Source organism: Amycolatopsis xylanica (assembly GCF_900107045.1).
Classification (GTDB): domain Bacteria; phylum Actinomycetota; class Actinomycetes; order Mycobacteriales; family Pseudonocardiaceae; genus Amycolatopsis; species Amycolatopsis xylanica.
In genome coordinates this window covers 1,722,230-1,745,265 of the sequence record NZ_FNON01000001.1, presented here as the reverse complement: position 1 = coordinate 1,745,265, position 23,036 = coordinate 1,722,230, and the positions used below count along the sequence as shown (strand labels likewise).

Sequence of the window (23,036 nt, the reverse complement as noted above, 5' to 3'; positions counted from 1 at the left end):
GCCGACGGCACCAAGGTGTGCATCATCCAGATCCTCGACGACCACTCCCGCCTCGACGTCGGCACCTATGCCGCGTCCAGCGAGAACGGCGCCGACACCTGGACCGCACTGCAGCAGGCGTTCGACGGCTACGGCCTGCCCGTGAAAATACTGTCCGACAACGGCCTGGCGTTCTCCGGCAAACTCCGCGGGCAGATGGTCGAACTCGAACGCCACCTCGCCGCACGCGGCATCACCAGCATCGCCGCACGACCGCGCCACCCACAGACCTGCGGCAAGAACGAACGCGTCCACCAAACCCTGCAAAAATGGCTCGCCGCCCGACCAGCCGCCGAGAATCTCGTTGCACTGCAACAACTTCTCGACGACTACCGTGACATCTACAACAACCGACGCCACCAAAGCCTCGGCGGCCAGACACCCCGCCAACGCTACAACGACCGCGGCAAAGCCATCCCCACCGGCGGCCGCAGCGCCCCCAGTGGGACCACCACGCGGCCCGTCTCCGCCACCGGCGTGATCGCCTTCTCCGGCTGCTCCATCGTCCTGGGACGCGCCTGGAAACAGCACACAGCCACCGTCTACTGGCAAGGCGACCGCGTCGCCATCATGATCGGCGACACGGTCGTCCGCCAGCTCACCCTCGACAGATCAGTACGCTATCAACCACTGACCAGCCAGAAACTGTCCGGAAAGTCCTGACACACATCTGTCTGTGAGGTCCTGAAACAGGACAGCCGGTTAGAACCGGCCGCATCACTCACGACCCTTCGACGTTGGCCGCCCGCGAGCCGGAGTCGTCAGCCGACCACCCGGTGGCCTGCCCGGCGCAGCAGCTCGCACGCCTCGTCCGCCCGATCAACGGGGATCAGCACAAGGTCGCCGTCGAAGCTGGCCGCGACCCAGACAGGCACCTTGCCTGCCGCGAGCGGCGCCACGATCGCGGCCAGCATCCCGGTCGCGTCCGGCGGGTGCGCCTCGTCGCCATTCCACAGCGCCACCCAAGCATCCTCGGCCTCGTCCCGGCGTCGCATGCGAGCCCCGCCGTCCGGCCCGCGCACCGCCGCGAGCACCTCGCCGTCAGCGGCGACCCCGACATCCGACACCGCCCGCTCCAGGACGTATCGGCCCTCCAGCACCCGCAAGGTTTGATGATCAGCGACCGACATCAGCGCATCCTCGCACGCCGATCGAGCGACGGTCAGTCCGCCAGCTCGGTTCGCGCGGCCCGCCACTGCTCCCAGCACTGCTCCGCGTCGAGGTCGGGGTATCCGCGCTGTTCCGCCGTCGCTTTTGCCACCGACCTCGGCAAGCGGATGCAGGTTGCCCTGTCACGGATGTCGAGGACCTCTTCCTCCGTAAGAGGACTGCCCTTCGATCGCTCCGCGGCCAGTAGCACCGCGACCAAGGGCGGTGAGAAGTCGATGACGAGGTCGTCCTCCCCGGCCCTGTCCCTGTCCATGTCCGGATGCTAGACCTCCGCAACACGCAACGAGCCAGCGCCAGGACACCGTCGGCCTCTCAGCGGCATGACAGCGCGCGAAGCGCGGCATGAGCCGATGTTCGACGCGCCGAGCGGTGAGTAGGGGGCGAACCGAAATGGTGCGTGCGAAGTCCAGTACGTGTTGGCCAGGTCAGAGTTGCTGCCTGCTCGTGATGATTGGACGGACTGGTGTCGGTGTGGAAATGCCACTGGCACCCGGCTCCCAAGGTCGCCAGTAGCGTCAAATGTCACCGAGGAGCCGCGCGGCCTTGATGCCGAGATGCAGGACCAGGCGGCGTTCCCCGTCGCTGAGGTCGAAGCCGGTGAGCTCCTCGATGCGATGGAGCCGGTGGTAGATCGTCGCCCGGTGGACACCGAGACACTCGGCCGCCGCGCGGGAGTCGCCCGCGCGGTCGAGGAAGGTTTCCGCGGTGACGAGCAGCGCGCGATCGGCGTCGAGCAGCGCGGCGATCGTCTCCGCGACACCCATGTCGCGGAGTTGCTCACGCGGCTGAGCGGCCAGCAACGCGTAGATGCCCAGCGCGTCGTGGCGGGCGACGGGCCGGAACCCGGGGATGACGTCGGCGACCCGGATCGCGTCGAGAGCCTGCCGGTACGACGTCGCGGCGTCGGCCAGCCGCGCCGCCGGACGGCCCACCCCGGTGACCACAGCCCGCCAGCGCTCCGGGCGGCCCAGCCGTCGCACCGCCGACGAGCACAACTCGTCCACGAACCGGGGGACCCGCTCGATCGCGCCCCGCTGCACGACGAGCAAGCCGTGGCCGGGACGAACCAGGAGCATGCTCTCGCGGACCGGCAAGGTGACCGCCGCCGCACGCAGAGCCGCGCCGAGTGCCAGGCGGTCACCCTCGTCGACCTCGTGGCCTGCCACCGGCAACGGCGAGACGACGATGGCGACGACGCCACCGCGCGTCGAGAAGAGGCCCGATTCCACGAGCCCGTCGGCCGCGAGTGCTCGAGCCTGGTGGTCCTCCGACAGCAGGTCCCGCAAGAGCTCCCCGACGCGGGCGTCGTGCAGTTCACCCAGCGCCCGCTCGCGAAACAGCACCTCGGCGGCTTCGCCCGCTGCCGCATCGGCGAGAGCGAGTCCGGCGTCGTCCACCGGCTCGTCGGCGTCGATGAGCCACAGGTAACCGAACTGAACGCCCTGGAGCCGGATCGGGATCGCGACGCGCGGCAGCAGGCCGAGCTCCGCGGAAGCTGGAAGGCGTACCGGACCGTCAGCGCGGGGAAGCCGAAACCGCCGTAACCACGCGACCCCCTCCGGCGGGGCTTCCCGGTTCAGGACCACCCGCGCTCGCATGTCGTCGATCGGACCGGCCTGCGCGCTGTAGGCGAGCAGCCGGAAATGGACGTCGTCGACCGCGACCGCCCGGCCCAGCCGCCGCGCCAGTGTGTCCACCACCCGCTGCAGGTCTTCGCTCACGGAACCGCGTTCGGACGCATCGCTCGCCGGGCCTTCCCTCGTTCACCGCATCGCCAGTGAATCTAGCCGGTCAGCGAGTGCCGTCGAGCCAAGCGACGACGTCGAGCTCGACGCGAAAGGGTGGAACCAGCCGCGCGCCGATCGTCGTGCGGGCGGGACGCCGGCCGGGGAACTCCTCGGTCCAGACGTCGTTGTAGACGTCGAAGTCCCCAAGGTCAGCCAGGTAGGCGGTGACTTTGAGGATCTGGTCCGGCAGCGCACCCGCCTCGGCCAGTACCCGCCGGACGTTCGCGAAGGCCGCGCGAACCTCGTCCGGGAACGCCCCCGTAGCCGGTCGCCAGAGCTCGTCGACACCGACCTGGCCCGACAACAGCAGGAGATCGCCGTGCCTGCGGAAAGCCGGCGCGGGCGGCGGGGTGATCGCGTCGTGACTCATCCAAGCCTCCTGGCGCGGCGCAAGGGGGCGAACGGCGCCAGCTCGGGCGCGCCGGTTCCGGTCATGATCTGCCCGGCCAGCAGCTTTCCGGTGACCGGTCCCAGCGTCATACCCCACATCCCGTGACCACCCGCGGCATGGACGCCTGCGACCGTCGTCGCGCCGATCACCGGCAGGCCGTCGGGCGTCAGCGGCCGGGGCCCGACCCACGGTTCCCGGACGTCATCCCAGTCGGCGCCGTCGATCAGCAGCCGGATCGAGCGCAGGACGGAGTCCAGACGGCGGCCGTCGAAGGGCGCGTCACGGTCGGCGATCTCCATCGTGCCCGCCACCCGCACCCGGTCCCCGTACGGGGTGAGCGTCACCCGGGCACCGGGCAGGTAGACCGGGCCCGCGAGCGGTTCGGCGAGCCGGATGCTGCAGGAGTAGCCGCTCCCGGCCTGTACTGGCACCCGCACACCCAGCCGGCGCCCCAGCTCCGGCAACCACGCACCCGTCGCGAGCACGACGGCGTCGGCCAGGTGCGGCGGTCCGGCGAAAGTGTCTACTTGCAGCCCACCCGGCCCGAACCCGATCGACCGTACGTGGGCGCCCTCGATGATCTCGCCACCCCGCTCGCGTACCGACCCGGTGAGCGCGTCGAGGAACAGGCCGGGCGCGAGGAAGCGCTGCCCCTCCAAATGCAGGACCTGTGCGACCCGGCCGGAGAACGGAGCCTCGTACCCCGCGGAGATCCGGTAGGACACCTCCTGCCCGGCAGCGCGGGCGGCGGCGAGCTCGTGTTCGAGCCCCGCGGTGTCCTGGCGAGCGGTGAAGCCGATCCGCAAGGTCCGCTTGTGGACCTCGGTCGCGACACCGCCGTCGGCCAGTTCGTCGAAGGCGCCGAGGCTCCGCACCGCCAGTGGCGCGAGCGCGGCCATCCCCCGGCGCCACCGAGACGCTGTCGCGTTCCGGGTGAACCCCATCAGGAACGCCACCGTCGCCGCCGACAGCCGCCCGCTCACCGAGACCGGCGAACCCGGAGTGAGCAGGCTTCGAGCGCCCGCTCGCAGCAGTGCCGGCTCCGGCAGCGGCGCCACCATGGCAGGCACGAGGTAGCCGGCGTTGCCCCACGACGCGCCCGCCCCGACTCCCGACCGATCCAGCACGGTGACCTGCGCGCCGTTCTCCTGCAGGAACCACGCACACGAGAGCCCGACGACCCCGGCGCCCACGACCACGACGCGCCGAGGTGGCCTCCGGGTCACCGCCACACCTTCTCCGCCACCCGCAGGAAGTTCCCGCCCATGATCCCCGCGACGGCCTCCCGGGCGTGGCCGCGGTCCAGCAGGGCCGCGGTGATGGCGGGCAGGCGCTCCGGCTCGATGAACTCCAGCCGTCCCCACTGTGAGTAGCTCGGCGGGAACAGGCCGGGATTCGCGGTCAGCTCGGCGTTGAGGTCGGCCTCGGCGAAACAGAAATCCAGCCCGAGGCCCACGTGTTCCCAGCCGGCCACGTCCACGGCGTGGTCGATGTGGCGGACGAGTGCCTCGGTGCTCGCGTCGTTGTCTCCCAGGAACATCCCCACCCCGTTGATCCCGACGACGCCACCGGTCGCCGCGCACGCGAGCATCTGGTCGTCCCCGACGTTGCGCTCGTGATCGTGCACCGCACGCGCCGCCGTGTGGGACACCACCACCGGTGCCGCCGACGCCGCGAAGACGTCCATCGACGTCCGGTACGAGCAGTGTGCGGTATCGACCACCATCCCCACCCGGTTCATCTCGGCCACCACCTCCCGGCCGAACTCCGTCAGGCCGCCGTCGGACTCGTCGTGGCAGCCCGAGCCCGCGGCGTTGCGCTGGTTGTAGGTCAACAGCATGGTGCGCACACCCAGGTCGTAATAGGTCCGCACCAGGTCGGCGCGCCCACCGAGCGGATTGGTGTCCTCCAGGTCGAAGGCGACAGCGAGCCGTCCGGTTGCCTTGGCTTCGCGTACGTCCCCGGCCGTGCTGGCCAGGACGTAGCGGTCGGGCCGCGCGAGCAGCTGCCGCCGGAACCCCGACAACACCCGGATCGTGTCCGCGATGCCGTGCGGCGCGTAGCCGACGTTCACCGACACGAACGACGCCCCCGACTCGGCGTACCGCCACAGCGCGTCGACGTCGGCGTCCGGGTCGAGCGGAAGGCAGCAGTGCTGCTCCCAGGTCAGCATCAGAGGTTTCCGTTCACGCAAGAGGGACAGCCCGGCAGACGCGCGCCGTGATGGATGGCTTTCTTGTAGTGGACTTCTTCCTCCAGCGAAGGAGGAAGGTCCGCTGTGAGCAGCGGTTGTTCTGGCAGCGCGTCGAGGTCCACCACCGAGCCGTCTTTGATGACGGCGTGAATGCTCTGATAGTTCTTGGCGCTGCGCAGCGGGTCCTCGTCGAGGACGACCAGGTCGGCGATCTTGCCTGCCTCGAGCGTCCCGAGGTCGGCATCGACCTGATAAGCCTTCGCGATGTTGAGGGTCGCGGCGTGCAGCAACGCCATCGGCGACATGCCCATTTCCTCCATCGCCCTGAGCCAGACGAAGTGACCGGTCGCCAGGCGGCCCAGCCCCTCGTCCTCGGGCAGGCCGTTCCAGGTTCCCTTGATCATCGGCTCGTTCCGGACCTCCGGAGCGAAAATCCCGCCATCGTTGGCGAGCAGGATCGACGCCCCCGACCCGACGAGATTGCGGGCGTTGGCGTCCGAGGCCTTCCACAGCGTCCACTCGAAGTCCGAAATGGACTCTTTCAGGATCTTGATCCCGTTGTCGGTCAGCGGGAAGACGACGGCGCCGCAGTTCTTCTCGGCGAAGAGCTCGAGTGTCTCGCGCGGAATCTCGGTGGGGCCGGTCATGTTGCAGTGCTGCACGAGGTCGCAGCCCGCCTCGATCGCGATCCGCAGACCTTCGACCGTCCCGGTGTGGGACTGCGCGGTCAACCCGGCGCGATGGGCTTCTTCGACGATGACGCGCTGGGTGCGCTCAGAAAACTGGAGAAAGGCGCCGGCGGACGCACCACCATGCTCGTTCGACGCGTACTTGACGAAATCCACGCCTCGTTCGATATACGCACGGACCTCCTCGCCGACCGCCTCGGGCGTCAGCCACATCAGATGCCGCCCGACATTCTCCACCCAGGTCGCGTTCACCCGGTCGACGAAGTACGAGCTCCCGACACCGGGGATCCGCCTGTCGAAGTCGTCGGAAAACGGGCCGTCGAATCCGACGATGTTGCCCGCGCAGCGAATACGGCTGCCGGGCGCCGAGCCCCGGTCGATGCGGTCGCGGGCCGACATCAGCGGACGTCGCGGCCCCCAGGTGTCGAAGACCGTCGTCAGCCCGTTCTTCAGCGCGACCTGAGCGGCCTCGACGATCAGGTCCTCGTAGCGTCCCTCATACCGGACGAGCGTCTCGAAAAGAACGTTCACGAGCAAATGCACATTGGCGTTCATCAGCCCGGGTATGACGAATTTCCCGCTGAAGTCGACGGTTTCGGTTCCCGCAGGGACGGACAGTTCGTCCAGGCGGTCGATCGCCGCGATGCGGCCGTTCTCGATCAGGATCGCACGACCGTCGATGCCTTTGTCGGAAACACCGTCGATGACGGTCGCGCCAGCCAGCAGGAGGAGTGACATCGTCGTCCTTTCGTTCTCCAGCACGTCACCTCACGCTAGGGCCCTATGCGGCACCCAGGTATGGACAGAAGTCGCGAGGGCGCGGAGTGTGGATCGACAACTGTCGCACGCGGCGCCGTCTTCGTGAGACGTATGACGATGGCCGGCACCGCACCCGGCTGACAAAATCACCTGATGATCACCTCGAACGAGCTCGCCGACCGCCTCTCCCGGCTGGCGCGGAAGTTCACCGTGACGGGTGCGTCGGCCGCGCTGTGGCACGACGGCACACTCGCCAGGGGTGAAGCCGGGACGGTCAACGTGGTGACCGGCGCACCCGTGCTGCCGGGCACGCTCTTCGCGGCCGGATCCGTCACCAAGGTGCTCACCGCGTCACTGGCGATGACCCTGGTGGACGAGGGGCGGCTCGATCTCGACGCACCCGTGCCGGAATACCTCCCGGGCTTCACGACGGCAGACCCTGGCCGTTCCGCGGCGATCACTGTGCGAATGCTGCTCAACCATTCGTCGGGTCTGCCCGGCAACTACTTGCCGAACCTGGACCCGGGCGACGACGTGCTCGAGCGGCTGATGCGCGAGCTCGCGACGCTGGCCGTCACGGGCGTCCCCGGCCGTCGGTTTTCCTACAGCAACATGGGAATGAGCACGCTCGGACGACTGGTGGAAACGATCACCGCCGAACGCTTCGACATCGCGCTGAGCACCCGCGTTCTGCGGCCGCTCGGCATGGTCGCGTCCGCGGACGCCGAGGAACTGCTTCTCCACTCGACCGCCGTCGGGCATGTCGTCGACCCGGCGAGCGGGGCCGTCTCGCGGGTCCCTCGCTTGCGCGTCTGGCCCGAATACGGCCCGGCAGGCTCACGCTTGTGGCTCGACGTCGAATCGTTGATCCGCTTCGGGCGGATGCACATCGACGGCAGGACACCCGACGGACACCGGCTCCTGTCGCTCGAAGCCCTGGAACAAATGCGCACGCCCCAGTACGACGACTTCTGGGGTTGCCTCCGCGCGTGCGCGAACTTCGGCCTGGGCTGGGGCATCTTCCGGGAGGGCGACGATCCGGTCTTGACACACTCCGGCGCCAACCTCGGCATGCATTCGACCCTCTACGTCATTCCCCGGCGCAATGTCGTGCTCGCGGTGCTCACCAACAGCACCACCGGGGCGCTGCTCCATTCCGCTTTGTGCACGGAGCTTCTCGACGAGTTCTTCGACGCTCGGGGACCGGCCGCGATCACTCTGCCCGAGTCGATCCCCGAGGTCGACACCGAGCGGTTCACCGGGCTCTACCGCGCGCCCGACGGCGAGGTGTCCGTCGAGGTGCGCGACGGGCGGCTCCATGCCCGGCTGACTCCCGACCCCGGGCTGGCCGAGTGGGACCGGCTGATGGGCAGCCTCACCGGCGGCGGTCAGGCCCTGCCGCTCACCTGCGTCGACAGTGAGCGGGACCGTTTCGTCATCGACGCCGGCACCTCGGGGAACTTCGTGCCGGTACAGTTCTCCGAACCGGACTTGGAAGAACGGCCTACCCTGGTGCGGCTGGGGACACTCTACGAGCGGACGCCGTGAGCGCGTATGCCGCCCAACCAAATTATCCCGGCCACCGGTACCCCCGCCTGATCCAACCCGAACGTTCCCCTGACGCTGGGATAACGGAAGTCCGGGATGGTGGGTGAATGACACGTTCCCCTCGGATTCTGACGCCGATCGTCGTCGTACTGGTCGCGCTGCTGGCCTGGGTCACCGGTACCCAGGCCATGCCGGCGGCGCCCAGCGCCGCGGCCCGGCCCAACGTCGTCTTCGTGCTGACCGACGACCTGTCCTGGAACCTGATCGCCCACATGCCGCAGGTGCGGCGGCTCCAAGCGGACGGGGTGACGTTCAACGACTACACCGTCACCGACTCGCTCTGCTGCCCCTCGCGCTCCTCGATCTTCACCGGCCGCTTCCCGCACGACACCGGGGTCTTCACCAATGGTGGCGCCGACGGCGGGTTCGGCTACTTCCACGGCCACGGTGAGGAAAAGCAGACCTTCGCCACCGCGCTGCAGTCCAGCGGCTACCGCACCGCGATGATGGGCAAGTACCTCAACGGGTACCTGCCCGCCGACACCCAGGGCGGCACCCAACCCTATGTCCCGCCGGGCTGGTCGGAATGGGACGTCGGCGGCAACGGCTACCAGGAGTTCGACTACGACCTCAACGAGAACCACAAGGTCGTGCACTACGGCAACCGCCCGCAGGACTACATGGTCGATGTGCTGGCGGGCAAAGGCGCGAACTTCATCGCCGACTCCGCCGCCGCGCATCAGCCGTTCCTGCTGGAGATCGCCACCTTCGCCCCGCACGCGCCGTACACCCCGGCGCCGCGCGACGCGGACTCGTTCCCCGGTCTCACCGCGCCACGCGGCCCGGCGTTCGACACCTTGCCCGCCGACGCGCCGCCGTGGCTCGCCGGTCGTGCCCCGCTGACCGGCGCCGAGAAGACGGCCATCGACAGCGGGTTCCGCAAGCGGGTGCAGGCCGTGCAGTCCGTCGACCGCATGCTCACCACCCTGCGTGCCGCCGTGACCAAGGCGGGCGTGGCCGGTGACACCTACGTCGTGTTCAGCTCCGACAACGGCTACCACATGGGCCAGTACCGGCTCAATCCCGGGAAGATGACCGCCTTCGACACCGACATCCGGGTACCGCTCGTGGTCGCCGGGCCTGGGGTGACGCCCGGTTCCACCAGCACCGCGCAGGTGCAGAACATCGACCTGGCGCCGACCTTCCAGTCACTCGCCGGCACCGCCGTGCCGTCCACTGTGGACGGACGAAGCCTGGCTCCGTTGCTGCACGGCGGTTCCGGTGCCGGCTGGCGCACCACGTCCTTGGTCGAGCACCACGGGCCGGACGCGCTCCCCGACGACCCCGACCTCCCCGCGCCCAACAGCGGTAACCCGCCCACCTACAGCGCGATCCGTACCGGCGTCTACACCTACGTCGAGTACTCCGACGGCTCACGCGAATACTACGACCGCACCACCGACCCCCATCAGCTGCACAACCTCGCAGGTACGTTGAGCCCGGCCAGGCTGGCCGAACTGCACGCCGCGGTCACCGGTCTGACCAACTGCCACACCGGCGCCGCCTGCTGGACGGCTGGACACGCCGGCTGAACCGCACTCAGCCGCCGTCTCACAGCCTTCCGAACTCGTCCACAGGCTGTCGTGCGGTCGACGCGGGAACGATCACGGTGTGCGTTCCTGGATCCGCGACAGCTCGGCCGGCACCGGGCCAGTGTGCACGATCCCCAGTCGCCGGGTGGCGCGGGTCATGGCGACGTAGAGGTCGTTGTGGCCCAAAGGAGCGGCGAGGATCGCGGCCGGGTCGACGATCAGCACGGAATCGAACTCCAGTCCCTTGGCCTGGCAGGGGGTCAGCACCACGACGGGATCGGTGATCGCGGGTGGCGTGGCAAGGCACAAGGCCTTCCCCAACGCGGCGAGGTGGGAGGGCGGGGTGATGATCGCCAGCTGGCCGTCGGTGTGCCCAGTGGCGATGTCGGCGATGACGTAGGGCAGCCGGGCGAGCGTGGTGTGCCGGCGCCAGGGTGATTCACCGGCGGCGCGTACGGATCGGGGCGGCCGCAGGCCGGGATGATGCGCGGCGAACAGGTCGCCGGTGGAGGCCATGATCTCCACCGGCGTCCGGTAGTTGACGGTGAGCTGGGCCAACCGCCAGCGATCGGCCACATGCGGCCGCAGCACCTGATCCCAGGAGGAGGCACCGGCCGGGTCGCCGGTCTGGGCGAGGTCGCCGACGATGGTCATCGATCGGGTGGGGCAGCGACGCATCACCATCCGCCAGGCCATCGCGGACAGTTCCTGTGCCTCGTCGACGACCACGTGCCCGAATGTCACCCCGCTGTTCGCCGCGGCGCTGGTCTCGCCGATCACCGTGGCGGCCTCGTCCAGCAACGGAATGTCCGCGGTACTCCACTGCCCGGCCGGGTTGGCGAACAGGTCGGTCACCAGCTGCCGGGCGGTCAATGGTGGCCACAGTCGGTCCAGCACGCGGCACACGGCGGCGTCGGCCAGCAACGCGCCGCGCAGGCCGGCGATGTCGGCCTCGTCGAGCAGGCGCTTCGGACCGTCCTGATCGTCATCCTGGCCGGGATCGATCACCAAGCCGGCGGCGGCCAACGCACGCAGGTCGGCCGCGCTGAGCCTGCCATCGGCGCTGCCACCGTCGATGGCCTCGCCGGTCTCGGTGAACACCACCTTCTCCATCCGGTCGACCAAGCGCTCGGCGAGCAGCTCGACGATCCGCTGCTGGAACACAAGCCGGGCCTGGTTGTGAGGCAGTCCGGCACGGGACGCCATCTCTACCGCGCGGCGGCACTCACGTGGATCCAGCCGCACCACCTGCTGCTCGAATTCCACCTCGACCGGCTCGTCGGGCGTGCGCACCCGCGACCGCACTGCGGCCGCGATCCGGTCGGCCATGTCGGCCTGGCCCTTGGCCTCGGCGATCTCGGGCGGGTCCGTGCGGCTCACCTGGATGTCCGGCCGGAGCCGGGGAACGGTCGCGGTCACCACGGCGTGTTCGCCCAGACCGGGAAGCACCTGCCCGATGTAGTCCAGGAAGACCTCGCTGGGACCGATGACCAGCACACCTCCCGTGCGCAGGTGCGGGCGGGTGTAGAGCAGGTAGGCCAGCCGGTGCAGCGCGACGGCCGTCTTGCCTGTCCCCGGGCCACCCTGCACCACCAGCACCCCGGTGTGCCCGTCGCGGACGATGCGGTCCTGCTCGGCCTGCAGTGTGGTCACGATGTCGCGCATCCGCCCGGTTCGATCCGCTGTCAGCGCCGCCACCAACGCGGCCTCGCCGACCAGGGCGCCTTGCTCGGCGGTGTCCGGATCGAGCAGTTCGTCGTCGAGCGCGAGGACCACCCGTCCTCGGGTCGTGATGCGGCGTCGCCGTCGCACCCCGTGCGCGGCGGCCATGGTCGCGGTATAGAACGGCCGGGCCGCCGGTGCTCGCCAGTCCAGCAGCAACGGCTGCTCATCCTCGTCCTGGAACAGTCCCAGCCGACCGATGTAGGTGCGGCGCCCGTCGCGCATGTCCAACCGCCCGAAGCACAGCCGGTCCTCCACGGATTCCAGGCGGGTCAGTTCCGCCTGCCACCACGCCACCGTCTCCCGGCCGGCGTCCCGAGCCGCCGACAACCGGGTCGCCGCAATCTCGCGCAGGGCGTCCAGCCTGGCGTACAGGGCGGTCACATACTCCTGTTCGACGACACGCTCACGATCGGTCTCGTTGCTGGTCGGCACCCCAGACCCCCTGGTTGTTCGATGATCGGCGCCATCGAGGGTGCACGGTGAGTTCGCGAAGAAACAGTCTTGTTCTTCCCGGCGGCGTCAGCCGAAGCGTCGTGCCTGTCCGCTACCGCTTCGAGCGTGGAAAGAATCCGGAAAGGGGAGGCTGATTGGATCGCCGCATGCCTTTGGATCTCCTGTTCGCGACCATGCCCGTGCCCGGCCACGTCGGCCCGCTGCTGCCCATCGCCCGCACCCTCGCCGCACGAGGGCACCAGGTGCGGTGGTGCTCCGGGCAGGTGTTCGCGGACCGGATCCGGGCCACCGGCGCGGAATTCGTGGCGATGGACCCGGCCATCGACCACCTGGGCCGCAACGTCGACGAGCTCTTCCCGGAGCGAACCCGGCTCAACGGGGTCGCGAAACTGCGTTACGACATGCGCTCGGTGTTCCTCGAACCCATTCCGGCGCAGGTCGCGGACCTGCGGCGGGAGCTCGAACGGCGGCAGGCCGACCTGGTGCTGCACGACGCCGCCCATGTCGGCGCCGCGTTGCTGGAACAGCTGGGCGGCCCGCGCGCGGTCAGCGTCGGGGTCACGCCGCTGATGCTGGCGGCGCCGGAGGTGCCTCCGTTCGGGCCCGGGCTCAAGTACCGGCGCGGAGCGCTCGCCCGCCTGCGCAACGGCGTGGTGCGCCGGCTGCTGGACGACGTCGTCTTCAAGCCCGTGTACGACCACCGCGACCGGATCCTCGCCGGGCTCGGCCTGCCGGCCGGGGAACGGGGGCTGTCGGGCGTCTCGCCGCATCTGCACCTCCAGAACGGTGTCGCCGGCCTGGAGCACCCGCGCGAACAGCTGCCGCAGCAGGTGAAATTCGTCGGGGCGCTGGTGGATCCGGCGCCGGCGGCTGAAGTACCGGAGTGGTGGGACAAGATGATCGATGCCGGTCGCCCGATCGTGCACGTCACCCAGGGCACGGTCGCCGACATGGATCTGGCGCAGCTGGTGCTGCCCACCATCCGGGCGCTCGCGGACGAAGACGTCACCGTCGTCGCGAGCACCGGGGCGCACGAGGTCGGTCCGTTGCCCGGCAACGTGTTCACCGCCCCGTTCCTGCCCTACGACCGGCTGCTCCCGGAGATCTCCGCGATGGTGACCAACGGCGGGTTCGGCGGGGTGCAGCTGGCGCTCGCCCAGGGCGTGCCGCTCGTCGTCGCCGGCACCACCGAAGACAAGCCCGAGGTCGCCGCCCGCGTCGAACGCTCCGGCGCCGGTCTCAACCTGCGCACGGCGACGCCGTCGGAGAAGGCGCTCAAGGCGGCGGTGCGCAAGCTGCTGGACGGCGGGTCGCACCGGCAGCGCGCGGAAGAGCTGGCCGCGGAGTATCGGGGACACGAGGCGGGGGAGCTGTGCGCTCACCACATCGAGCGGCTGGCCGGCGTGCGGGTCTGAGGCCCGACGATCAGACCAGGGCGGCGAGCGGGGTGCAGACCGGACCGCTGGACAGGGCCCGGCCGAGGTCGTCCAGGCCGGTCAGGTTCCGCAGCAGGACACCGAGCGCGGCGCGGTGGAGCGGGTCGGGGATCCGCTCCACCGCCTGTTCCACCGGCGGCCGCCATCGTGGACCCGCCAGCGCGGTGAGGTGCCCGGCGGCCACGGCGGTGCGGACGGGCAAAGCCCGCTCGCTCGCCACGGCCTCGAGGAAACAGGTCACCGCGGCGGTTTCATCGCGACAGCGGACGTGGGCCAGCCCGAGCAGGTTCGCGGCCGCGGCGCCGAGGTCGGCCGCGGCGAGCTCGGCCGCTTCGGCCCGGATCCGCTCGAGCACGGTGACCGCCGCCGACGGGTCGTCGCCGAGGTCCAGGTAGGCCAGCCGCAGCTCGGCGTAGCCCCGCTTGACCGGGGCGTGTCCGGCTCGCGCGACGTCGCGGGCCCGCGCCCACCGGTCGCGGGCCCGGGAGCGGTGGCCGGCGTGCTCCTCGGCGTCGCCGAGCCGCAGGTGGGAGAAGACGACACCGAACCGGTCGTCGATGCCTTCGAAATAGCGCAGGTTCGCCTCCGCCGCGGCGACGGCGGCCGCGAGGTCGCCGTCGCGGCGGTGCTGCTCGGACCACACCGCGTCGAGGATCGCCCGCAGCCACGGGTGTTCGAACTCCGCCATGACCTCTTCGGCTTCTTCGAGGCAGGCCAGGGATTCGGCGCCGGGGCGCAGGTGCACGGCGACGGCCGCGATCGCCGGCAGGGCGATGCGGACGCCGTCCCGGTCCGCGGTGGTGCGGTAGAGGGTGCGCACGCGGTCGGCGGGCGCCCACGGGTCGGGCAGCACCCCGGAGACCCGGCCGAGGTAGCTGTGCCAGGCCAGGGCCACGGCGAGCGGCCCGTCGTGCCCAGGCCGCGGATCGGCGTCGAAGCACGCGATGGCCCGGCCGAGCCATCGCGCGCCTTCCGCCTCGCGCCCACAGACGTACCAGAGATAGCCGAGCAGGCCCTGCAGCAGGAGCGCGCGAGGTCCGTCGCCGCGCCGGAGCAGCCAGGTCGTCACCTCTCGCACGTTGGGGAGTTCGGCGAGGAAACACGCCAGCAGTTCCTGCTGGCGCGGGGAGCTCAAGCCGGCGTAGACCTCCCGGGCGAACGCGATCCGGACATCGGCGTGCCGGTTGTGGCACGCGGAAGTGTCCATAGTGGACGCCGCGTAGCCGCGGACCGTTTCCAGCAGCCGGAACCGGCCGTCGGGGCCGGCGACCACGAGCGACTTGTCCACCAGCGCCGCCAGCACGTCCGCGGTGGCGCCGCAGACACGTTCGGCGTCGGCGAAGGTGCAGCCGTCCCGGAAGACCGAAAGCCCGGCGAACACCCGGCGTTCGGCCTCGGACAGCAGTGCGTGGCTCCAGTCGAGCAGGGCGCGGACCGAGTGGTGGCGGGCCGGGGCGCGCCGGGAGGCGTTCGCGAGGTCGTCGAGCCGGGATTCGATCTCGCCGACGGAAAACAGCCGGGTGCCCGCCGCGGCCAGCTCCAGCACCAGCGGCAGCGCGTCGAGCCGGGCGCAGAGCCGGCCCACCGCGGCGTCGCCGTCCCGGACGCCCGGCGCGCGGTCGCGGAACAGCCGGATCGCGTCCGGCAGGGCGAGCGGGGCCAGCGGGACCGGTCGCTCGCCCTCGATGTTCAGCGGTTCGCGGCTGGTGGCCAGCACGGTGAGCCGCGGGCAGCGCCCGAGCAGCAGCTCCGCGGCTTCGGCGGCGTCGTCGACGACGTGCTCGCAGTTGTCCAGCATCAGCAGGACTTCCCGCTCGCGCAGGTGCGCCACGAGCCGGTCGCGGGCGGGCGCCGCGGGCTCGCCATCCAGCAGTGTCGCCGCTACCGCGTCGAGCACGCTGCCGTCGCGGGCGACAGAAGCGAGCTCGACCAGCCAAATCCCGTCTCGGAAACGGCCGCGCAGCCGGTGCCCGAGCTCACGGGCAGTCCGAGTCTTGCCCACCCCGCCCGGCCCGGTCAGGGTGACCAGGCGCCGTTCGCCGAGCAGCCGCCCGGCGGCTTCGAGGTCGGGTTCGCGCCCGAACAGCGCACCGACCGGGTGCGGCAGGTTGCCGCCCGGAGTAAGCGGCGCTTCGGGCTCGTCCCGCAGGATTTCCAGGTGCAGCGCGGACGTTCGAGGACCGGGATCGGTGCCCAGCTCGTCCGCCAGCCGCCGCCGCAGGTCACCGAAGACCGTGAGGGCTTCCGGCCGGCGTCCGCCGCAGTGCAGGGCGAGCATCAGCAGTTCGGCGAACCGTTCCCGCAACGGGTGTTCCGCGACGAGCCCGGCGAGCTCCGGCACCAGTTCCCGGTGCCGGCCCAGCGTCAGTTCCGCGTCGAGCACGGTGTCCAGCGCGGCCAGGCGGAGCTCTTCGAGCCGGACCCGCCAGACTTCGGCGAAGTCGTAGCCGGCCGGCTGCCGCCACCCCGCGAGTGCCTCGCGCAGCACGGTGACCGCGGCCGCCGGATCACCCTGGCGCGCCAGCTCGCGTCCCTTTTCGCAGGCGTCGGCGAACACGTCGGCATCGACCTCGCTGGCCCGGGTGAGCAGCCGGTAGCCGCCGCGTTCGGAGACCAGCCGTGGCTCCGGCAAGGCGGCGCGTAGCTTGGCGATCTGCACGTGCAGCGCGTTGACGGGGTCTTTCGCTGATCGGCCGGTCGTGAACAACTGACTGGGCGACACCACATCCGGCCGGGAGACCAGCAGCATCGCGAGGATGGCCCGGGCCCTGGTCCCTGGCAGCGCGACGGCTGATCCATCGTCGCCGAGCACTTCGATGGGACCGAGCAGGCGGAACAGCATGGCCAGCAGTTTCCCACGCCGCTGCGTCCGCGCGTGCGTTCAGCCACCGAAGTGGCGCAGGTGGGACTGGACGCTGGCCGCGATCGCCGCCGAGATCGCGGCCAGGAAGCCACTGACGACGGTCAGCCCGGCGGCGACGCCGTTGGCTTTGTGGAAGCCGAAGACGAAATCAAGCTGAGCCCCGAAGTCCGCGCCTCTCGCCAGCGGGGACACGAAGACCGCCGCGACGAACAACGCGCAGAGGGCGCACAGCGACCACGCGCCTGCGACCGTCCGCGCGAACGTGAACGCCGCCGCGGCCAGCAGGCACAAGGCGGCGATGAGACCGCCGAGGACGTTCACCCACGCCAGGCTCGACCATTCGTCGAGCGGGCCGCTGATCTCGATGCTGGCGATCGCGAACCAGAACTGCGTGCCCGCCGTGGCCAGGCCGAGTGACCCGGCGATCGCCGCGGCGGTGGCGTTGACCTTGGGGCGCCTGGTGAACACGCCAGCGGCGGCCATGCGCTGGTGCCCGCCCGGCGACGCGAGGCCATTCGGCGGGGCAGGCCACGTGGCAGGGTGCGCAGGCCGCGCGACAGTGGGCTGGACCACCGTCGGCCCGGCATCCCCTTCGGCCGCGGGGGCGGCGACAAGCGCGTTGACCCGGTCGCGCTGGGCGGCGATCATTCCGTGCACCGCCTCCGGCCACGGCCGCACCGACGGCGTCACCGAGCCGACCAGCTCCAGGATCCGGGCGGGGGCCGGCCGGGCGGCGGGGTCTTTGGCCAGGCACGCGGCGATGATCGGGCGAAGCCGGTCGGGGACAGTGGTGAGGTCGGGGTGGCCGGACACGACGTTGTTCAGCGTGTTCAGGGTCGAGGCCCCGGCGAACGGGCTCGCCCCCGAGCAGGCGGCGGCCAGCAGGCTGCCCAACGAGAACACATCCGAGGCCGGACCCACCTCGCCGCCCTCGGCCTGCTCGGGTGAGGCGAATCCCGGCGTCCCCACCAGCCACCCCGTGCGCGTCAGCTCACCGCGCCCGCCCTCGGCGGCCCTGGCGATCCCGAAGTCGACCACCCGCGGCCCGTCGTCGGTCAGCAACACGTTCGAGGGCTTGAGGTCCCGGTGCACCAGGCCTGCCTCGTGGATGCCCGCCAACGCGGTCGCCAGGCCCGCCGCCAGCCGCAGCACGGACTCCTCCGGCAGCGGCCCGGCCGTCTCCAGTGCTTCCCGCAGCGACGGGCCCGGCACGAACACCGACGCCAGCCACGGCGCCGCGGCCTCCGGGTCGGCGGCCACGACCGCGGCGGTGTAGGCACCCGACACCCTGCGGGACGCGGCGACCTCACGGCCGAACCGCGCACGGAAACCCTCGTCCGCCAGCGCCTCCGCCAGCATCTGCTTGACCGCCACCAGGCGACCGTCCGGGCCCGAGGCCAGCAGCACCCGCCCCATCCCGCCCCGCCCCAACTCCCCGAGCACCCGGTACGGGCCCACCGCGGCAGCCTCGGTCCCCGCCAACGGCCTCACCGCGGACCCGCTCGATCAGGCCGAACGCTCACTGCCAACCCCACGCACGCCTCCGCGGACTCTCCGACAAGCCGCGGCGACCCTAGCCACCGCCGATGAAACCTCGATGAAATCCCCAGCCTTCCGGGTGCTGGAGTTCGTCCGGCTGGAACTTCGGAAAACGCGCCGCGCGGGGGAGTGCGCGGGGCTAGGTTGAGGATCATGCGCTTCGGACTTTTCGTCCCGCAGGGGTGGCGGTTGGATCTGACCGGCATCGAGCCCGCGGACCATTGGAAAACCATGCTCGGTATCGCGAAGCACGCGGAGGCCGGGCCCTTTGAATCGATCTGGGTGTACGACCATTTCCACACGGTGCCGGAGCCGACCGAGGAGGCGACCCATGAGGCGTGGTCGCTGATATCGGCGTTCGCCGCGGCCACCGAGACCATCCGGCTGGGGCAGATGTGTACCTGCATGGGCTACCGCAACCCGGCGTACCTGGCGAAGGTCGCCGCGACCGCCGACATCATCTCCGGCGGTCGTGTCGAGATGGGGATCGGCGCCGGCTGGTACGAGCACGAGTGGCGGGCTTACGGCTACGGTTTCCCGAGCGCCGGGGAACGGCTCGCCCAGCTCGACGAGGGTGTCCGGATCATGCGGGACCTGTGGACCACCGGAACGTCCACTTTGGAGGGCGAGCACTACCGCACCGACGGCGCGATCCTGCGCCCGCTGCCGTTGCAGGACGGCGGGATTCCGCTGTGGATCGCCGGTGGTGGTGAGAAGAAGACCCTGCGGATCGCCGCGCGGTTCGCGAAGTACACCAACTTCGCCGCCGACGCCGAGACGTTCACCCGCAAGTCGGAGATCCTGGCCGGGCACTGCAAGGACGTCGGCACGGATTTCGACGCGATCGTGCGGTCGGCCAACCACAACGGTGTCATCGGCGAGACCGAGAAAGAGGTCCAGGACAAGCTGGCCTGGCTCAAGGACCACTACGCGAGGCACGCGTCGGCGGAGGCGGCCGAGCGCGCGTACTCGATCTTCACCGCCGGGGTGGGCGTCGGCACCCCCGAGCAGGTCGCCGAACGACTGGCCAAGCTGGAAACGCTGGGCATGACCTACGCGATCTTCAACTTCCCCGAAGCCGCGTACGACCGCTCCAGCATCGACCTGTTCGCCAAGCACGTCGCCCCCGCGCTGAACATCTAGGCCGTGTCCGGCGGCTCCTGACGGTGCGGGCAGTCCGCACTCGGGCAAATTCGCCCGCGCCGTCAGCGGCCGCCTGCGCGCGAAGACCTCCTGTCAGTTGGGCAGACAGCTCGTTGCAGTCACCCGCGCGCACAAGGCGGGCCTCGATGATCCGTCACCAGAAGATGCTCCAAGCTCTCGCGAAACTCCCCGCACATAAGGCAGGCCAAATTCGGCAGCCGGACGCGCTCTCGCTCTCCATCACTCGTCGGCAGGCTCGGGCGAGGGCGCTGGGGTGTGGACCCGGTATCGCAGGTGGGTGACGAGGTCGGTGGTCCTGACACTGAGCGGTTCGAGCGTGAGACGGCCCGCGGTGTCGAACAGTCGTTCCCCGGCGCCCAAGGTCACCGGCGCGATGTGCAGCCACAGTTCGTCGATGGCGCCGGCGGCCAGGTACTGGTTGATGGTGGCCGCGCCGCCCGCGATGGCGACGTCCTGGTCTCCGGCGGCTTCGCGGGCCAGTTTCAACGCGGAGTCGATGCCGTCGGTGACGAAGGTGAACGTCGTTCCGCCCTGGGCCACGACGGGCTCGCGCTCGTGGTGGGTGAGCACGAAGACCGGCGCGTGGTAGGGCGGCTCCGGTCCCCACCAGCCCTTCCATTCCAGGTCCCACTCGCCGCGCCCGGGGCCGAACATGTTGCGGCCCATCACGTAGGCGCCCGCGGTGTTGAGCGCCGCGATCTCCTGCGCGTGGTCATCCGGCTGTTCGAACATCCACCGGTGCAGCAGGTCGCCCACGCCTTCCCCGAACGGATTCTCCGCGCTCTGGCCGGGTCCGGCCACGAAGCCGTCCAACGACGTCGCGATGCCGCATTTGACGATGCCCATCGTTTCCCCCTTCGGCGCCCGGCGGGTTCCGGGCTCGACTATGATGCGGTTAGCTTAATGATCGTTCTCTTAATGGTCAATCTCTTAACATTGAGATTCTTGGGAGTGGTGATGGACGCGGTGGACCTGGTGCTCGAGGCGTGGCAGCGCGAGCGGCCCGACCTGGACTTCTGGCCGGTCGGTGTGGTGGGCCGCGTCCAGCGGCTGAGCAGGCTGCTCGACCAGGAGATCAAGACGTTCGCCGCCCGGCACGGTCTCGACCAGGGCGAGGTCGACGTCCTGATGACGCTCCGGCGGGCAGGGGAGCCGTTCGAACTGTCGGCCGGTGCGTTGCTGAAGACCTCCATGGTCACCTCCGGCGCGATCACCGCCCGCATCGACCGCATGGAGGCGAAGTCCCTTGTGGAGCGAGTGCGTGACGGCAACGACCGCCGGTCGGTGCGGGTGCGGTTGACCGAGCATGGCAACGAGGTCGTCGACACCCTCGTCGGCGAACACTTGGCCAACGAGGAACGCTTGCTGCGCGGACTGGATCGAGGGGAGCTGGACCAGCTCGCCCGATCACTGCGGACCCTGCTGGAATCACTGGGAGATCGCGGCGTGCGCCTGTGATCGCTTCCTGCTCGACGTGAAGATCAGCGGACGACGGCCCGGGTGAAGGTGTCCGTCGTTTCGCGGATGTAGGTTTCCAGGTCCAGTGGCGGGTCGCCGTTGAACTGTTCGGCGGCCGACTCGACGGCTCCTCGGATCATCACCGCCATGGCCCGTACGTCGAAGTCCCGGAACTCACCGCTCTGCTGTCCTCTGGCCAGCATGTCCGCCAGGCTGCTGACGCTGGGCTCGCGGGACGCTTGAAGCGTGTAGGTCCGGCCCTCGGCGTTCTTCACGTAGGGCGCGATCGCCTGGAGTGCGCGGACTTCCTTCGGGTGGTCATGAAGGAAGCGGAGGTTGGCTTCGAGGTAGGCGCGCAGCTTGCCGGCCGCGGTGGTCTCCTCGGTGATCGCCGCGATGATGAGCCGCGCGCCTTCGGTGAACACCTCGACCAGCACCTGGCTGAGCAAGTCGTCCTTGTTGGCGAAGTGGTAGGAGATCATCCGAGGGCTGCGCAGCCCCGCTTGTTTGGTGATGCGGGTGAAGGTCGCCCCCTGGTAACCGGACTCGGCCAGCACCTCGATCGCCGCTTGGACGATTTGCGCGCGCCGCGCCTCATTGGTGATCGTGCGCTGTTCCATCGCTCACTCAGTCCATAGTGCACAGTGGTGTTCGTCGGCGGTGCGGGCAGGCCGCACCGCGCCGGGCGCGAGCCGCTGCACGAGCGGGGCGCCGTCCGGGTGGACGTTAGCCCAGTACGGGGTGCCCCAGCCGTTCGGGTCGCCGGTCGCGGCGAACCTGCCGAGGTAGTCGAGCAGCTGATCGGACAGGGTCCGCTGCGGCGGGGTCAGCTGGAACTGTGCGGACGCGCTGTCCCACAGGTAGGGCACGTCCGAGCCGTGGTAGGCGCCCAGTGCGTCGTCCGGGATCGCCTGTGTCTCCGGCTTCAGGGTGAAGATGAGCGGTGCGCCGGAATCGGCGAACTCGAAGGCGTAGGTCCGGGTATAGCGCGAGAGAACGGTCGCGGACCGCTGGTTGGGGCAGACGTAACCGCGGTCGCCCGCGATGGCGGCCCACGTCCGCGCGTAGCCCACTGTCGCCGGGTAGGCCGCGGTCACCGCGTTTCGCCGCGCCGTGCCCTTGCCGAATGCTTGGTCGAGCATGGTGTCGTAGGAGGTGCTGCTCGTAGGTTGGCCGATGAGCGCGACCAGCAGCGTGGCCTCGTCCTTGGTCGCGCCGATGATGACCGGCACGTGCGGGAACCGGCCTGCCGCGATCGCGTCGGCGGGCTTCTCGGGTAGCAGCGGCGTGTCGTACGCCGGTCCCCAGTACGCCCCGAAGTTGACGTCGGCACTGTGCAGCAGGTCGTCGGCCGATCGCTGGCGCAGGCAGGTCAGCGCATCGGCCGTGCACCCGAAAGCCGTGGCGACCTTCGCCGCGACGGTCGCGCCGTTCGCCGCCAGCGCGGACAGTTTCTGCCAGCTGGCGACGCGACCGGCCGCACTGGGTATCAACGCTCCCAACGGGTTGGCGTCGCCGCACGTTCCACTTTGGATCATCACCCTGTCGAACAGCCCGCGAGCGGACGGGGACACCAGCTGCGCGCACACGCTGTCGCCGCCACCGGATTCGCCGAACAGGGTCACGTTGTGCGCGTTCCCGCCGAACGCCGCGATGTTCCGGCGGACCCAGGCCATCGCGGCCTGCTGGTCCTGCAGGCCGAACGTGCCGGAACCGGCCAGGCCCGGGTAGCTGTAAAAGCCGAACACGCCGAGCCGGTAGTTCAGCGTGACCACCACGGCGTGTTCCCGGGCCGCCAGCCGTCGCGGCTCCAAGTCGCTTCCCGCACCGTTCTTCAGGCCGCCTCCGTGCAGGTAGACCAGCACAGGCAGGTCACGCCGGACGCCTGCCGGCGCCGTGACGTTCAGGAACAGGCAGTCTTCGCTCGCCGAGGCGGGCGTGCCTGCCGGTGGGTCCTCGTTCTGCGCGCAGCGGGCGCCGGGGCGGGTGGCGTCCTGCACGCCAGGCCAGTGCGCCACTCGCTGCGGCGGCTCCCAGCGCCGCGCGGTCGCGTACCGGATGCCCTCGAACATCCGCAGACCATCGGCCGAACCGCCGTGCACGGGCCCGGCCTCCGTGATCACCACATCGCCACCCTCGGCGGCGACCGAGGTTTCGAAGCCCCCGGCCAGCAGTCCACCCACGACAGCGACGGCAAGAAGAGTGATTCGTCCAGGCAAATTATGATTT

At 70.2% G+C, this 23,036-nt stretch carries 19 protein-coding genes; 6 read left to right on the top strand and 13 right to left on the bottom strand.

What is annotated here, in order from left to right:
* Positions 1-702: integrase core domain-containing protein (locus tag BLV57_RS07625; RefSeq protein ID WP_143047004.1), on the top strand; the 702-nt coding region annotated here is incomplete at its 5' end.
* Between the two features lie 98 nt (positions 703-800).
* Here BLV57_RS07625 and BLV57_RS07620 read toward each other — a convergent pair.
* The 7 genes from BLV57_RS07620 to BLV57_RS07590 all read right to left on the bottom strand — a co-directional run bounded on the left by BLV57_RS07620 (position 801) and on the right by BLV57_RS07590 (position 7,008).
* Positions 801-1,169, bottom strand: a complete 369-nt coding sequence (locus tag BLV57_RS07620; RefSeq protein WP_091287775.1) for an ACT domain-containing protein — start codon at positions 1,167-1,169, stop codon at positions 801-803.
* A 32-nt stretch (positions 1,170-1,201) separates the two neighbouring features.
* On the bottom strand, positions 1,202-1,462 hold the full coding sequence (locus BLV57_RS07615) for a hypothetical protein (RefSeq protein ID WP_091287774.1): 261 nt from the start codon (positions 1,460-1,462) through the stop codon (positions 1,202-1,204).
* A 262-nt stretch (positions 1,463-1,724) separates the two neighbouring features.
* Positions 1,725-2,930: a PucR family transcriptional regulator gene (locus BLV57_RS07610; RefSeq protein WP_091287773.1), complete on the bottom strand. Its 1,206-nt coding sequence runs from the start codon at positions 2,928-2,930 to the stop codon at positions 1,725-1,727.
* A gap of 70 nt (positions 2,931-3,000) precedes the next feature.
* Positions 3,001-3,366 (bottom strand): RidA family protein, encoded by a 366-nt coding sequence (locus BLV57_RS07605; RefSeq protein WP_091287772.1) that lies wholly within the window; start codon positions 3,364-3,366, stop codon positions 3,001-3,003.
* Positions 3,363-4,613, bottom strand: coding sequence for an NAD(P)/FAD-dependent oxidoreductase (locus BLV57_RS07600; RefSeq protein ID WP_245757195.1), 1,251 nt, complete (start codon positions 4,611-4,613; stop codon positions 3,363-3,365). The genes BLV57_RS07605 and BLV57_RS07600 overlap by 4 nt, the downstream gene beginning before the upstream one ends.
* Complete coding sequence (locus BLV57_RS07595) at positions 4,610-5,560, bottom strand: dipeptidase (RefSeq protein ID WP_091287770.1); 951 nt, start codon at positions 5,558-5,560, stop codon at positions 4,610-4,612. Before BLV57_RS07595 ends, BLV57_RS07600 begins: the two co-directional genes overlap by 4 nt.
* Positions 5,560-7,008 (bottom strand): amidohydrolase family protein, encoded by a 1,449-nt coding sequence (locus BLV57_RS07590; RefSeq protein WP_143047003.1) that lies wholly within the window; start codon positions 7,006-7,008, stop codon positions 5,560-5,562. The genes BLV57_RS07595 and BLV57_RS07590 overlap by 1 nt, the downstream gene beginning before the upstream one ends.
* A 174-nt stretch (positions 7,009-7,182) precedes the next feature.
* Between BLV57_RS07590 and BLV57_RS07585 the strand changes: the two genes are divergently transcribed.
* Positions 7,183-8,577 carry a serine hydrolase domain-containing protein gene (locus BLV57_RS07585; RefSeq protein ID WP_091287768.1) on the top strand — a complete coding sequence of 465 codons (1,395 nt, stop codon included), beginning with the start codon at positions 7,183-7,185 and terminating at the stop codon, positions 8,575-8,577.
* A gap of 107 nt (positions 8,578-8,684) precedes the next feature.
* Complete coding sequence (locus tag BLV57_RS07580) at positions 8,685-10,169, top strand: sulfatase family protein (RefSeq protein ID WP_091287767.1); 1,485 nt, start codon at positions 8,685-8,687, stop codon at positions 10,167-10,169.
* Positions 10,170-10,241: 72 nt separating this feature from the next.
* Here BLV57_RS07580 and BLV57_RS07575 read toward each other — a convergent pair whose 3' ends face one another.
* Positions 10,242-12,326 carry a HelD family protein gene (locus BLV57_RS07575; protein WP_091287766.1) on the bottom strand — a complete coding sequence of 695 codons (2,085 nt, stop codon included), beginning with the start codon at positions 12,324-12,326 and terminating at the stop codon, positions 10,242-10,244.
* 167 nt (positions 12,327-12,493) lie between these two features.
* Here BLV57_RS07575 and BLV57_RS07570 point away from each other — a divergent pair, with 167 nt between their 5' ends.
* Positions 12,494-13,762, top strand: coding sequence for a glycosyltransferase (locus BLV57_RS07570; protein ID WP_091287765.1), 1,269 nt, complete (start codon positions 12,494-12,496; stop codon positions 13,760-13,762).
* Between the two features lie 10 nt (positions 13,763-13,772).
* On the opposite strand, the gene BLV57_RS07565 is transcribed toward BLV57_RS07570, so the two are convergent.
* Both BLV57_RS07565 and BLV57_RS07560 read right to left on the bottom strand, forming a co-directional pair.
* On the bottom strand, positions 13,773-16,625 hold the full coding sequence (locus tag BLV57_RS07565) for an ATP-binding protein (RefSeq protein ID WP_091287764.1): 2,853 nt from the start codon (positions 16,623-16,625) through the stop codon (positions 13,773-13,775).
* A 39-nt stretch (positions 16,626-16,664) separates the two neighbouring features.
* Positions 16,665-18,128 (bottom strand): serine/threonine-protein kinase, encoded by a 1,464-nt coding sequence (locus BLV57_RS07560; RefSeq protein WP_425425956.1) that lies wholly within the window; start codon positions 18,126-18,128, stop codon positions 16,665-16,667.
* Positions 18,129-18,338: 210 nt separating this feature from the next.
* On the opposite strand from BLV57_RS07560, the gene BLV57_RS07555 reads away from it, so the two are divergent.
* A complete protein-coding gene (locus BLV57_RS07555; protein WP_091287762.1) occupies positions 18,339-19,328 on the top strand; it encodes an LLM class F420-dependent oxidoreductase in 990 nt (329 codons plus the stop codon).
* Positions 19,329-19,568: 240 nt separating this feature from the next.
* On the opposite strand, the gene BLV57_RS07550 is transcribed toward BLV57_RS07555, so the two are convergent.
* Positions 19,569-20,195: a dihydrofolate reductase family protein gene (locus tag BLV57_RS07550; protein ID WP_091287761.1), complete on the bottom strand. Its 627-nt coding sequence runs from the start codon at positions 20,193-20,195 to the stop codon at positions 19,569-19,571.
* 111 nt (positions 20,196-20,306) lie between these two features.
* On the opposite strand from BLV57_RS07550, the gene BLV57_RS07545 reads away from it, so the two are divergent.
* Positions 20,307-20,807, top strand: coding sequence for a MarR family winged helix-turn-helix transcriptional regulator (locus BLV57_RS07545; protein WP_425425955.1), 501 nt, complete (start codon positions 20,307-20,309; stop codon positions 20,805-20,807).
* Between the two features lie 23 nt (positions 20,808-20,830).
* Here the strand turns inward: BLV57_RS07545 and BLV57_RS07540 are convergent, their stop codons facing one another.
* Both BLV57_RS07540 and BLV57_RS07535 read right to left on the bottom strand, forming a co-directional pair.
* Entirely contained in the window at positions 20,831-21,427 is a 597-nt protein-coding gene (locus BLV57_RS07540; protein WP_091287760.1) for a TetR/AcrR family transcriptional regulator, read from the bottom strand.
* 3 nt (positions 21,428-21,430) lie between these two features.
* A complete protein-coding gene (locus BLV57_RS07535) occupies positions 21,431-22,990 on the bottom strand; it encodes a carboxylesterase/lipase family protein (protein WP_245757194.1) in 1,560 nt (519 codons plus the stop codon).
* Positions 22,991-23,036: the final 46 nt, after the last annotated feature.